Origin of the sequence: Micromonospora sp. WMMC264 (assembly GCF_027497275.1) — a bacterium.
In the GTDB taxonomy this organism is placed as follows: Bacteria; Actinomycetota; Actinomycetes; order Mycobacteriales; family Micromonosporaceae; genus Micromonospora; species Micromonospora chalcea.
Window position 1 is genome coordinate 1,125,539 of the sequence record NZ_CP114907.1, and the last position, 11,929, is coordinate 1,137,467.

Annotated in this window: 11 protein-coding genes; 5 read left to right on the top strand and 6 right to left on the bottom strand. The window is 74.2% G+C overall.

What is annotated here, in order from left to right; all coding sequences use genetic code 11:
- Positions 1-86 precede the first annotated feature (86 nt).
- A complete protein-coding gene (gene asnB / locus O7542_RS05330) occupies positions 87-2,048 on the top strand; it encodes an asparagine synthase (glutamine-hydrolyzing) (protein WP_043329713.1) in 1,962 nt (653 codons plus the stop codon).
- Between the two features lie 60 nt (positions 2,049-2,108).
- Here asnB and O7542_RS05335 read toward each other — a convergent pair whose 3' ends face one another.
- Positions 2,109-3,260 (bottom strand): lytic polysaccharide monooxygenase, encoded by a 1,152-nt coding sequence (locus tag O7542_RS05335; protein WP_281605781.1) that lies wholly within the window; start codon positions 3,258-3,260, stop codon positions 2,109-2,111.
- Between the two features lie 335 nt (positions 3,261-3,595).
- On the opposite strand from O7542_RS05335, the gene O7542_RS05340 reads away from it, so the two are divergent.
- Positions 3,596-4,525, top strand: coding sequence for a carbohydrate kinase (locus O7542_RS05340; protein ID WP_166457836.1), 930 nt, complete (start codon positions 3,596-3,598; stop codon positions 4,523-4,525).
- A gap of 56 nt (positions 4,526-4,581) precedes the next feature.
- On the opposite strand, the gene O7542_RS05345 is transcribed toward O7542_RS05340, so the two are convergent.
- Positions 4,582-5,814, bottom strand: a complete 1,233-nt coding sequence (locus tag O7542_RS05345; protein ID WP_104115085.1) for a multidrug effflux MFS transporter — start codon at positions 5,812-5,814, stop codon at positions 4,582-4,584.
- A gap of 83 nt (positions 5,815-5,897) precedes the next feature.
- On the opposite strand from O7542_RS05345, the gene O7542_RS05350 reads away from it, so the two are divergent.
- Together O7542_RS05350 and O7542_RS05355 are read left to right on the top strand one after the other, a co-directional pair.
- The gene (locus O7542_RS05350; RefSeq protein WP_064445345.1) at positions 5,898-6,407 is read left to right on the top strand and encodes a MarR family winged helix-turn-helix transcriptional regulator; all 510 of its coding nucleotides are present in this window, start codon (positions 5,898-5,900) and stop codon (positions 6,405-6,407) included.
- 10 nt (positions 6,408-6,417) lie between these two features.
- Entirely contained in the window at positions 6,418-7,317 is a 900-nt protein-coding gene (locus tag O7542_RS05355; protein WP_205799055.1) for an aminoglycoside phosphotransferase family protein, read from the top strand.
- A gap of 14 nt (positions 7,318-7,331) precedes the next feature.
- Here the strand turns inward: O7542_RS05355 and O7542_RS05360 are convergent, their stop codons facing one another.
- The gene (locus O7542_RS05360; protein WP_166457834.1) at positions 7,332-8,159 is read right to left on the bottom strand and encodes an MBL fold metallo-hydrolase; all 828 of its coding nucleotides are present in this window, start codon (positions 8,157-8,159) and stop codon (positions 7,332-7,334) included.
- Positions 8,156-8,560 carry a hotdog domain-containing protein gene (locus O7542_RS05365; protein ID WP_030504258.1) on the bottom strand — a complete coding sequence of 135 codons (405 nt, stop codon included), beginning with the start codon at positions 8,558-8,560 and terminating at the stop codon, positions 8,156-8,158. Before O7542_RS05365 ends, O7542_RS05360 begins: the two co-directional genes overlap by 4 nt.
- Before the next feature lie 113 nt (positions 8,561-8,673).
- Here O7542_RS05365 and O7542_RS05370 point away from each other — a divergent pair, with 113 nt between their 5' ends.
- Entirely contained in the window at positions 8,674-9,729 is a 1,056-nt protein-coding gene (locus O7542_RS05370) for a phosphatase PAP2 family protein (RefSeq protein ID WP_166457833.1), read from the top strand.
- A 13-nt stretch (positions 9,730-9,742) separates the two neighbouring features.
- Here O7542_RS05370 and O7542_RS05375 read toward each other — a convergent pair whose 3' ends face one another.
- Positions 9,743-11,047, bottom strand: coding sequence for a PH domain-containing protein (locus O7542_RS05375; protein WP_166457838.1), 1,305 nt, complete (start codon positions 11,045-11,047; stop codon positions 9,743-9,745).
- A gap of 302 nt (positions 11,048-11,349) precedes the next feature.
- Positions 11,350-11,877 carry a PH domain-containing protein gene (locus O7542_RS05380; protein WP_064445350.1) on the bottom strand — a complete coding sequence of 176 codons (528 nt, stop codon included), beginning with the start codon at positions 11,875-11,877 and terminating at the stop codon, positions 11,350-11,352.
- Between the last annotated feature and the right edge of the window lie 52 nt (positions 11,878-11,929).

The window sequence follows — 11,929 nt, forward strand, 5'->3', positions numbered from 1 at the left end:
TGGTCCAGACGGTACCGCGCGCACGACAGCGGGAGGTGCCTGCGGTGCCGCGACGGAGGCTTCCGGCGCGTGGAAAGATGGCGGCCATGTGCGGACTCCTGGCCTTCTTCAGCGCGCGCGGCGACGCCGCCGCCCACCGCGACAACATCGCCGGCGCACTGGAGTGCCTGCACCACCGTGGCCCGGACGAGACCGGGGTCGAGGTGGTCGGCGACGCCTCCGGCCGGTACGCGGACGGTGTGTTCGCGCACAAGCGCCTGGCGATCATCGACGTGGCGCTGAGCCACGAGCCCCTGCCGTACGCGGGCGGGCGGTACCTGCTCACCTTCAACGGCGAGATCTACAACTACATCGAGCTGCGCGAGGAGCTGATCCGCGACTACGGCGCCCAGTTCGCCACCAACGGCGACGGCGAGGTGATCGTCGCCGGCTACCACTACTGGGGTGAGCAGGTGCTCACCAAGCTGCGCGGCATGTTCGCGTTCGTCATCTGGGACCGGCAGGAGCGGCGGGCCTTCGGCGCCCGGGACTACTTCGGCATCAAGCCGCTGCACTACCTGGAGACCCAGGACGGCCTCTACCTCGCGTCGGAGAAGAAGGCGCTGCTGCCGTTCGCGCACTCGGCGTACCAGGGCGACGCGGGCATCGACACCGCCAACCTGAGCCACTACCTGACGCTGCAGTACGTGCCGGAGCCGGGCACGCTGCACAAGGGGATCAGCCGGATCGGCTCGGGGGAGTACCTGAACTGGACCCCGGGCGGCCGGATCGAGGTGCGCCGCTGGTACCGCCCGGTGTTCCGGCCGGCCCCGGTCTCCGACGAGCAGCGGCTCTACCACGACATCCGGGAGACGCTGCGGGAGAGCGTCCGGATGCACATGCGCTCGGACGTGCCGGTCGGCTCGTTCCTGTCCAGCGGCATCGACTCCACCGCCGTGGTGGCGCTGGCCCGCGAGTTCAACCCGAACATCCTCACCTTCACCGTCGGCTACGACGTGCCCGGCTACTCCGAGATCGACGTGGCCCAGGACTCGGCCCGGCACCTCGACGTGACCACCATCCCGACCAAGATCGGGCCGCAGGACATGATCGACGCGCTGCCGAAGATCGTCTGGCACCTGGACGACCCGGTCGCCGACCCGGCGCTGGTGCCGCTGTACTTCGTGGCGAAGAAGGCCGCCGAGCACGTCACGGTGGTGCTCTCCGGCGAGGGCGCGGACGAGTTCTTCGGCGGCTACACGATCTACCGGGAGCCGCTGTCGCTCAACTCGGTGAACAGCCTGCCCGACGGCGTGCAGAAGGGCCTGCGCGCGGTGTCCAAGGCCATTCCGCAGGGGGTCAAGGGCAAGAGCTTCCTGGAGCGCGGCACCACCCCGATCGAGCAGCGCTACTACGGCAACGCCCGGATGTTCACCGAGGAGGAGAAGCAGCACCTGCTGCGCCGCTACGACCCCTCGGTGCGCTACACCGACGTGACCGCCCCGATCTACGCCGAGTGCACCGAGCTGGACGACGTCACCAAGATGCAGTACGTCGACCTCTACACCTGGCTGCGCGGCGACATCCTGGTCAAGGCCGACCGGATCTCGATGGCGCACTCGCTGGAGGTGCGGGTGCCGTTCCTGGACCGGGAGGTGTTCAACGTCGCCGCCGGCATCCCGGTCGACCTGAAGCTGCCGCCCCGCTCCGAGGCCACCAAGTACGCGATGCGCCAGGCGCTGCAGGGCGTCGTGCCGCCGGCCATCGTCAACCGCAAGAAGCTGGGCTTCCCGACCCCGACCCGGGTCTGGCTGCGCGGCGAGATGTACGAGTGGGCGCGGCACGTGCTGTCCACCTCGGGCGCGGGCGACCTGATCGACCTGTCGTACGCGATGCGCCTGCTGGAGGAGCACAAGCGGGAGGAGGCGGACCACTCCCGCAAGGTGTGGACCGTGCTGATCTTCTGCATCTGGCACGCCATCTTCGTGGCCAAGACGCTCGACCCGGGCATCCAGCGCAACCAGTCCGCGCTGCTCACCAAGCCGGTCGTCGGCAGCATGGTCCGCTGACCCGAGCGTGACGAGGAAGGGCCCCCGGGGTGTTCCCCGAGGGCCCTTCCCGTTACGGGATCACCTGCCGGTGCAGGTGACCGTCGGCAGGGTGTTGGTGCCGGAGAAGTTCGCGGTGAAGCCGAACGTGGTGGTGCCCTCCGGCGGGACGCTGCCGTTGTAGGCGGCGTTGGAGACGCTCACCGACGCCCCGCTGCCGCTCAACGTGCCGTTCCACACCTGGTTGATGGTCTGGCCGCTGGGCCAGGTCCAGTTCGCGGTCCACCCGGAGTACGTCCGGGTGCTGTGGTTCATGATCGTCACTTCGCCCTGGAAGCCGCCACCCCAGGCGGTGACCACCTTGTACACCGCCATGCAGGAGCCGGCCGGCATGGTCGGGCTGGTCGTCACCGGCGGAGGCGAGGTCGGCGGCGCGGTCGTCGGGGGCGCGGTGGTCGGGGGCGCGGTGGTCGGGGGCGCGGTGGTCGGCGGCGCGGTCGTCGGGGGGTTGCTGCCGCCCGAGCCGATCCCGGTCACCTCGCCGTTACCGCCGTCGAACGTCACGTCCGAGCAGCCGAAGAAGTTCTCCTGGCTGTCCGAGCGGACCCAGCGCGAGTAGATGATGTGCCGGCCGCTCTTGTTCGACGGCAGGTTGCCGGTGAAGTAGTAGTGACCGTCGTTGGTGCCCACCGCGCCGCGCTGCGGCGGGTTGGTCACCTGCAGGAACGGCTGCTCCTCCAGGTCGTTCCAGGCCAGCGGCCGGTTCGGGCTCCAGCTGTCCTTGGTCACGTAGAAGTAGAACGTGCCCGGGTGGTGGGCCCAGTTGCTGTACCGGAACTCCATCGACCGGCCCGCCGTCAGGTGGGTGATCGGCCAGTCGTTGCGCGCCGCGTCGTACCCGCTGAAGCCGGGGTTGCCGCCGCTGCACAGCTTGCCGTCGGGGATGAACCCGACGGTCCGCCCGCCGGCGTCGGAGCGCAGCACGCTGAACCAGTTGTACAGCGAGTTCGCGCCGCTCTCGGCCACCGCCGACGAGCAGGCGGGGTTGTTCGGCCGGATCTCACCGGTCCCGGTGAGGCCGTCCTTCCAGCACAGGTAGGTGCGGGCGCCCGGCGTCATGGCCGCGCCGTGCGCGGCCGCCGGTCCGGAGTTGGTGACCAGGGCGAACGCGCCCAGGGTCAGGGTGGCGGCCGCGGTGAGCAACGCGGCCGTACGGGATCGGGATCGGTGCACGGGGATCTCCTGACTCGCGGAGCGTGGCCCGGTTCGGCCCGCCCCGCTGCGACGAGCGGATGCGACGATCGCGGTGCCCGCGCCCGGTCGGAGTGCGGCCGTGGCCGTCGACGGGCGCGCACCGTCTGCGGTCCGTTGCCCAACGGACCGTGGATGCCCTCGCGTCGGATCGACCCGGCGGCCGGTGACGCGGCAGCCCCCGCGTCGTCACCCGGCACCGCCATCCCACCACGTCCGGGCGCGGCCCGCAATAGGCGCCGTTCGATGCCAGGGTCCCGGCGCGCGGTGGCGCCGGTATGAGCCAGGATCGGGGTAGGACGACGAGGGGAGCCAGGATGGGGTACGCGGTGGTGCTCGGCGAGGCGCTGGTGGACCTGCTCGACGCCGAGCGCGACGGAGAGCCCGTCTACCGGCAGGCGATCGGCGGGGGACCGCTCAACGTGGCGGTGGCGACCGCTCGGCTCGGCGGAGACGCGCGGTTCGTCGGGTCGCTCGGCGACGACGCGCTGGCCGGACGGATCCGCGCCTTCCTCACCGACGCCGGTGTGGACGTGAGCGGGACGGTGACCGTGCCGGCCCCGACCGCGCTCGCGGTGGCCACCTTCGCCGGCCCCGAGCCGGACTTCCGCTTCTACGGCGAGCCCCGCTCGTACGCGCTGCTCGGCCCGGACGACCTGGACGTGGCACTGGTCGAGGGCGCGGACGTGCTCTACTGCGGCTCGATCGTGCTGCTCGACCCGCCGGTGCTCGCCGCCGCCCGCCGCGCCTGGTCGATCGCGGGCGCGCTGCGGGTGTTCGACCCGAACGTGCGGCCCCGGCTGCTCACCGCCCCGGACGCGCTGGACGGGCTGCGCGCGGTGGTCGCCGAGTTCGCCGCCGCCGCGCACCTGGTCAAACTCAGCAGCGCCGACGCGCGGGTGCTCTACCCGCACGAGCCGGTCGAGGGCGTGGCCGCGTACCTGCGGGAACTGGGCGCGAGCACGGTCGTGGTCACGCTCGGCGCGGACGGCGCGCTGGTCGCCGCCGGCGACGACGTGGTGCGCGTGCCCGCGCCGAAGGTGGACGCGGTGGACGCGACCGGCGCGGGGGACTCGGTGATGGGCGCGCTGGTGGCCGAGCTGCTGGCCGCCGGTGAGCCGGCCGACCCGGCCGGGTGGCGGGACCGGGTGGCGTTCGCGCTGCGGGTGGCCGCAGTGGTCTGCGAGTCCCCGGGTGGCGCCACCGCCATGCCCACCCGCGCCGAGGTGACCGCCCGCTTCGCGTGAAAGGAAGGGCCCCTTGTTAACGCCTCAGGTAGAGAAGGGGCCCCTTCTTAACGCGCTCAGCGCTCAGCCCGCGTGCGGGTCATCGTCAGGACGGTGACCAGGGTGAGAACGGCGGCGCCGGCCAGGACCGTGGCCATCGGCAGCGCGCTGCCCTCGCCGCCGAGCCCGACCAGGGGCGCGGCCAGCGCGCCGACGACCGACTGGATGCCGCCCATCAGCGCGGCGGCGGTGCCGGCGTGGCGGGCGTGCGCGTCCAGCGCCAGCGCCGTGCTGTTCGGCGTCACCATGCCCAGCGCGCCGACGTACCCGAACAGCGCCACCGCGGTCAGCGCGAGGCCGTCGGTCAGCGCGCCGCTCAGCACGCCGGCCGCGGCGACCAGGCCGACCGCCAGCGCGGTGACCAGCAGCCGGCGTGGCGGGAACCGGTCGAGCAGCCGGGCGTTCAGCTGCCCGACGGCCACCAGGCCGAGCGCGTTGACGCCGAAGATGACGCTGAACACCGCCGCGGAGACGCCGAAGACGTCCTGGAACACGAACGACGACCCCGAGATGTACGCGAACAGCCCGGCGAAGGCGAAGCCCTGGGTCAGCGCGTACCCGAGGTAGACCCGGTCGGCGAGCAGCGACCGCATGGTCCGGGCGGTGGCCCCCAGCCCGCCGGTGCTGCGGCGCTCGGCCGGCAGCGTCTCCGGCAGGCGCAGCGCGACCGCGACGGCCAGCACCGCGCCGATGGCGGCCAGCACCAGGAAGACGGACCGCCAGGAGCCGAACCGGAGCACCAGGCTGCCCACGCCCGGCGCCGCGATCGGCGCGACCCCGAAGACCAGGGTGAGCCGGGAGAAGTACTTCGCGGCGTCCCGGCCCGAGTAGAGGTCGCGGACCACGGCGCGGGCGACCACCACGCCCATGCCGCCGGCCAGGCCCTGGGCGAACCGGACGGCGGCCAGCAGCGGGGCGTTCGGCGCCGCCGCGCACGCCAGCGCCAGCACGGTGTACGCGACCACGCCCACCAGCACCGGGCGGCGGCGCCCCCAGCGGTCGCTGAGCGGCCCGGTGACGAGCTGGCCGAACGCCAGGCCGATCAGGCAGGTGGTCAGCGAGAGCTGGATGCCGGCCTGGTCGGCGCCGAGGTCGCGGGTCATGGCCGGGAACGCGGGCAGGTACATGTCCAGCGAGAGCGGGCCGATCGCGGTGAGCGTGCCGAGCAGCACCAGCAGGCTCGCGCCCCCGGTGGACGCGGTGGCGCCGGCGCCGGTCGGGCGGGCGGCGGGCGGCGCGGCTTGACTCACGAGCGGGTACCCCCTGAAATCCGATGTGCTCGGGTACCTTACCTCTGTAGTCAGAACTATTGCGATGTGAGGCGGGTGACCCCGTGTCGACGAACGAGCAGGTCGCGCGGTTCGGCGCGGTCCTCGGGGAGCTGCACCGGCTCGTGCGCCGCCGGTCCACGGCGCGCGCCGGGCGGGACCCGCTGCCCGAAGCTCAGGTGGAACTGCTCCTGCTCGTCCGGGACACGCCGGGCATCAGCGGCAAGGACGTGGCCCGGCGCCTCGGCACGGCGCCCAACACCGTGAGCACGCTGGTCCGCGACCTCACCGACGCCGGGCTGCTGGCCCGCGACCGCGACCCCGCCGACCGCCGCGTGGTCCGGCTGCGCGTCACCGAGGCCGCCCACCGGCGGATGGCCGACCACCAACGGCACCGCACCGCGCTGCTCACCGAGGCGCTGGCCGACCTCGACCCGGCAGCGCGTGACGCGATCCTGGCCGCCGCCCCGCACCTCGACACGCTGCTCACCACGCTGCGGGCACACACCCGCCCGGAACGGGACCCCCGTACGTCCGGAAACCCGGTGGCCGCCGCGCCGCCCGGGGCCGGATGATCGCCGGGTGATGCTGCACCAGGACGAGACACCTGTGGACGAGGGGATCGTCCGGGCGCTGCTGACCGACCAGCGCCCCGAGTGGGCCGCGCTGCCGTTGACCCCGGCCGGCGCCGGGACCGACAACACCATGTACCGGCTCGGCGACGACCTGCTCGTCCGGCTGCCCCGCACCGCGGAGAAGGCCGGCGCGCTGCGCAAGGAACAGCTGTGGCTGCCCCGGCTCGCGCCACTGCTGCCGTACCCGGTGCCGGAACCGCTCCACGCCGGGACGCCGACCGCCGCCTTCCCGCTGCCGTGGTCGGTGCAGCGGTGGATCCACGGCGACGAGGTCGGACCCGGCACGGTCCGGGACTGGGCCGCCCTCGGCGCCGACCTGGCGGTGTTCGTACGTCACCTGCACGCGGCCGACCTGCTCGGCGCGACCCGCGCGGACGCGCTGAGCGGATACCGCGGCGGCAGCCTGCACCCCTGTGACACCTGGGTCAGCGCGGCGCTCGACGACTGCCGGCGCAGGATCGGCGACGAGACCGACGTCGACACCCTGCACCGGCTCTGGCGCGACGCCCTCACCCTGCCCGAACCCACCGGCCGGCACGTCTGGCTGCACACCGACCTCAAGCCCACCAATGTGCTGGCACGCGACGGCCGGCTGTGCGCGGTGATCGACTTCGGCGGGCTGACCGTCGGGTTCCCGGACGCGGAACACGCGCCGATCTGGGACCTGCCGCCGCAGGCCCGGCACGCCTACCGGGAGGCGCTCGGTGTCGACGACGTGACCTGGGCGCGGGCCCGCGCCTGGGCGCTCGGGGTGGCGGCCAGCGGCGTCTCCTACTACTGGCACACGTTCCCGGCGTTCGTCGCCGAGTGCCGCAACCGTCTCCGCGAGATCCTCGCCGACGCCGGCTGAGCCCGGGCCGCCGCTCAGGCGGTGCCGTCGAGTTCGGCGTAGCCGCGGCGGGCGGCGATCAGGCCCGGCCGGGCGCCGAACGGCGACTCGGCCGCCACCCGCTCCGGCGGCGCGCTGCCGGTGTGCCCGGCGCGGATCAGCCACGCCTGCCGCGCGAGCTGCGCGTGCTGCTCGCGGACGAAATCCGCGCCGACCGGCTCGCCGTGGCCCGGCACCACCACCGTCGCGGGCGTGGTCAGGCGCAGCAGGTCGGCCAGCGCGTCCGGCCACCGCAACGGGTACGACTCCTCGAACGCCGGCGGCCCGCTCTGCTCCACCAGATCGCCGGCCACCAGCACGTCCGCATCGGGCACGTGCACCACCAGGTCGGCGTCGGTGTGCCCGTGCCCGGGATGGCGCAGCACCACCCGGCGGCCCCCGACGTCGAGCACCGTCTCCTCGACCACCTCGTGCGTCGGCGCCCGCAGCTCGGTACGCGCCAGCTCCTGCGCCAGCGCCGGATCCTCGGCGCGCATCTCCTCGTACGCGGCGCGGCGCAGCGCGTCCGGCCGGTCCCGCAGCGCCGCCACGGCCTGCGGGTGCGCGTAGATGGCGGTGTCCGGCCCGGCCAGCGTGGCGTTGCCGAAACAGTGGTCGAAGTGGTGGTGCGTGTTCACGATCGTCCACGGGTACGGCGTCACCGCCCGCGCCGCCGCCGCCAGCTCGCGCGCCTGCCCGGCCGTGGAGAGCGTGTCGACCAGCAGCGCCGCGCCGTCGCCGACCACGAGCACCACATTCACCGCCAGCAGCGGCTCACGTCGCACGTGCACACCGGGGGCGACCTCGGTGAAGCCGGCGGTCATGACGGGCCGAGGGCCCGCTCGACGAAGCGCTGCCGGTCGACCAGCGCCCGCTCGACCCGGCCCTGCGCCGCCACTGTCGGACCGTCGGTGACAGTCACCTCGAAGACGAGCCGCTTCCCGTCGACCTTCACCAGCTCGGCGTGGGCGGCCACGGTACGCCCGACCGGGGTGGCCGCGCGGTGCTCCAGCTCCACCCGTACGCCGACGGTGGTCGACCCGGACGGCATCCGGGTCGCGGTGGCGGCCACCGTCGCCGCCTCGGCCAGCGCCAGCACGCGCGGGGTGCCGAGCACCGGCACGTCCCCGGAGCCCACCGCCTGCGCGGTGTCGGCGTCGGTCACTGTCAGCTCGACGCGGGCGGTCAGGCCCGGCGTGAAGGGCGACTCCGGCTGCTCCTGCATGCGGCCGAGCCTAGTGCAGATGAACGGGGGCCGTCCGGCGTCCGAGCCGCCGCGCCGTGTCGTCCCCGCCCGCCCGCAGGCCCGCCCGTCGCCCGCCGTTAACCTTGTCCGCGATGGCCGAGCAGACACAATCTCCGACCCCCGCCCCCGACGCGACCACCGAGTCGCCCGACGGCGGGCGCCGCCGTGTGATCGCGATGACCATCTGGGGCGTCGCCTTCGTGGCGGGCTGGCTCGTCATCGGCCTGCCCACCGACCCGGCGTACGCGTTCCTGTGGATCTGGGCCGGCACCATCGCCTGGAACTCGGCCCGCCCGTGGCGCAGCCACCTGCGCTTCGCCCGGGACTGGATCCCGGTGGTGCTGCTGCTCGCCGTGTACAACCTGTCCCGGGGCTTCGCCGACAACGGCGCCACCCCGCACGCGATGGAGCTGATCGTCGCCGACCGGTTCCTCACCGGCTGGCTCACCGGCGGTGAGGTGCCGACGATCTGGCTGCAGGAGCGCCTGTACGACCCGTCCGAGGTGCGCTGGTGGGACGTGCTGGTGAGCTGGATCTACTTCTCGCACTTCGTGGCGACGTTCGCCGCCGCGGCCGTGCTGTGGATGCGCAACCGGCGGCGCTGGATCGCGTACATGTCCCGCTGGGGCTTCCTGTGCGCGGCCGGCCTGGTCACCTACTTCGCCTACCCGGCCGCGCCGCCGTGGTGGGCGGCGCAGAACGGCCTGCTGACCGAGGTCGCGCGGATCTCCACCCGGGGGTGGAAGGAGATCGGCATGCACGGCGCGGGCAACCTGCTCAACGCCGGGCAGATCGCCTCCAACCCGGTGGCCGCCATGCCGTCGCTGCACACCGCGTTCGCGCTGTTCGTGGTGCTGTTCTTCATGCGCTCGGTGCGCAAGCGCTGGTGGCCGCTGATGCTGGCGTATCCGCTGGCCATGACGTTCACGCTGATGTACAGCGGCGAGCACTACCTGATCGACGTGCTGGTCGGCTGGGCGTACGTGGGCATGACGTTCCTGGTGGTCGGCCTGGCCGAGCGCTGGTGGGCGGCGCGGCGGGCCCGGCGTGCCGGTGAGCCCGCCGGCGCGGCCGACGTGCCGCAGCCCGCCACCGCGGCCGACACCCCCGCGGACGACCGGGACGCGGTGCCGGCCGAGCGACGCTAGCCCCGCTGGCGGGTCAGCGGCGGTGGTCGGCCCGGCGCGCGGCCCGCGACCGCTCGGTCAGCTCCGCGGCCAGCTCCCAGGCGTCGGCCAGGTCCCGGTCGACCGCCGCCGCCCCGGCCCCGCCCGCGGTGTCCGCGTGCACGGTGGCCAGCCGCAGCAACCGCTGCGCCGGCCCCTGCGTGACGCGCACGCTCTGGATCCGGGCGTACGGCACCAGCGTCAGCTGGCGGGTCAGCAGCCCGGACCGGGCCACGAACACCCGCTCGTCGAGGCCGGCGCCGACCACCTTGCGGCTCAGCGGGCGCAGCCAGCGGGCCCGGGACGGGGGCGGCGTGCCGGGCAGCTCGTCCAGCCGCACGCCGGGCAGCACCTCCGCCACCACCACCGCGCCGGTGCCGGCGTCGCCGACCGGCAGCAGCCGGTCCGGGCGGTTGCGGTCGTCCGGCTCACCGGCCGAGTAGCCGGCCACCTCCAGCCGCAGCCGCAGCCAGCCCTTCATCCGCCAGAGCAGCGGCCAGGTCGCCCGCACGGTCTGCACCCGGTGCAGCGGCACCGTCTGCACCCGCGTCTCCAGCAGCCCGTTGTGCACACGCAGCGTGCCGTCGTCCCGGTCGAGCCGGAAACTCCAGTCGTCGAGCACCCGCCGGACCGGTTGCAGCACCACACCCGCCATCGCGGTGAGCGTGCTCGCCACCGCGATGAACGACCACGAGCCCTCGGAGAGGAACTGGGCGCCCACGAACACCACGCCGACCGGCAGCAGGAACGCCTGCGGCGTGAGCAACTGGCTGACCAGCAGGTCCTGGTTGCGGACGACGTGCAGCCGGCGGCCGGCCGGCGCGGGCGCGACCGGCGTACCCGGGGCGGCCGGCACGCCCGGCTCGGTCGCGGCGGGCGTCGGGGCCCGGCCGGCGACAGCGAGCAGCCGCTGCCGCAGCGTGGTGGCCTCGGCCACGCTGAGGTAGGCCAGCGGCGCCTCGGTCTTGCCCCCGCCGACCACCTCGAGCCGCAGCTCGGCCAGGCCGGTGAGCTGGGCCAGCAGCGGCCGGACCACCTCCACCGCCTGCAACCGCTCCAGCGGGATGGCGCGCGTGCGCCGCCACAGCAGGCCCTCGTACACGCGCAGCTCCCGGCCCACCAGGTGGTAACCGGTGTTCCACCAGCTCACCACGGACAGCACGGTGGCCCCGAGTACGAAGACCGTGACCAGCAGGGCGAACCAGCCGAACCCGACCCGCGACAGCGTCGACCAGGACAGACCGGCGATAACGACGACGAGTGACTTCGCGCCGTGCAGTGCGGGGCTCAGCGGATGCAGCCGCTGCCGCGGTTCCTCCCCGTCGGACGAGGGCGCGGCGGCCGGACCCCAGGGTCCCGGATACGGCGGAGCGGGCGCGGGCCACGGCCCGGGCGTCGCGTCGGCTGCCGTCCCGTATCCGGGCGGGGGCCCGTAACCGGGTGGTGGCGCGTATCCGGGCGGCGGTCCGTAGCCGGGCGGCGCGGCGGGCGGCCCGTAACCCGGTCCGGGCGGCTGTTCCGGACCGACCGGCGGTGGGGGACCGGGCGCCGCCCCGGGCCGGTCGTCGTGGGGCCGCGGCGCGCCGGGATCGCTCCGGTCGCTCACAGGCCCTCCGCCCGGTCCTCGCCCAGCGCGGTGAGCCGGTCGCGCAGCCGGGACGCCTCGGCCGGACGCAGCCCCGGCACCCGGGCGTCGCTGGCGGCCGCCGCCGTGTGCAACTGCACAGTGGCGAGGTCGAAGGCACGCTCCAGCGGACCGGCGCTCACGTCGACGAACTGCATCCGGGAGTACGGCACGATGGAGAGCCGCCGCACCAGCAGACCGTGCCGCACCAGCAGGTCGTCGTCGCGCTCGGCGTACCCCCAGGCGCGGACCGCACGCACGATGGTGATCGCCCGCCAGACGCCGATCAGCAGGGCCACGCCGACGGCGGCGCCGAGCAGCCAGTGCCCGGACAGCGCCCAGGCCACGCCGAGCACCACGAGCGCCACCGCCAGCCCGATGCCGAGCCGGATCAGCTCCACCCAGATCAGGTCGCGGGAGATCGGCCGCCAGTCGACGGTGTCCGGCCAGGGCTCCAGCGCGCTGCGCGACGCGGGCGGGAGGCCGGTGTGGCCGTCACCGCTCACCGGGAGGACCTGCCGTGCTCGCCGCCGGTACGGGCTCGGGTCGTCTGCTCGC

What these genes read in the sequence shown, in the direction of transcription:
- asnB (WP_043329713.1), top strand. Translation starts at nt 87, where the DNA reads ATGTGCGGACTCCTGGCCTTCTTCAGCGCGCGCGGCGACGCCGCCGCC.
- O7542_RS05340 (WP_166457836.1), top strand. Translation starts at nt 3,596, where the DNA reads ATGGGGTACGCGGTGGTGCTCGGCGAGGCGCTGGTGGACCTGCTCGAC.
- O7542_RS05355 (WP_205799055.1), top strand. Translation starts at nt 6,418, where the DNA reads ATGCTGCACCAGGACGAGACACCTGTGGACGAGGGGATCGTCCGGGCG.
- O7542_RS05360 (WP_166457834.1), bottom strand. Translation starts at nt 8,159, where the DNA reads ATGACCGCCGGCTTCACCGAGGTCGCCCCCGGTGTGCACGTGCGACGT.
- O7542_RS05365 (WP_030504258.1), bottom strand. Translation starts at nt 8,560, where the DNA reads ATGCAGGAGCAGCCGGAGTCGCCCTTCACGCCGGGCCTGACCGCCCGC.
- O7542_RS05370 (WP_166457833.1), top strand. Translation starts at nt 8,674, where the DNA reads ATGGCCGAGCAGACACAATCTCCGACCCCCGCCCCCGACGCGACCACC.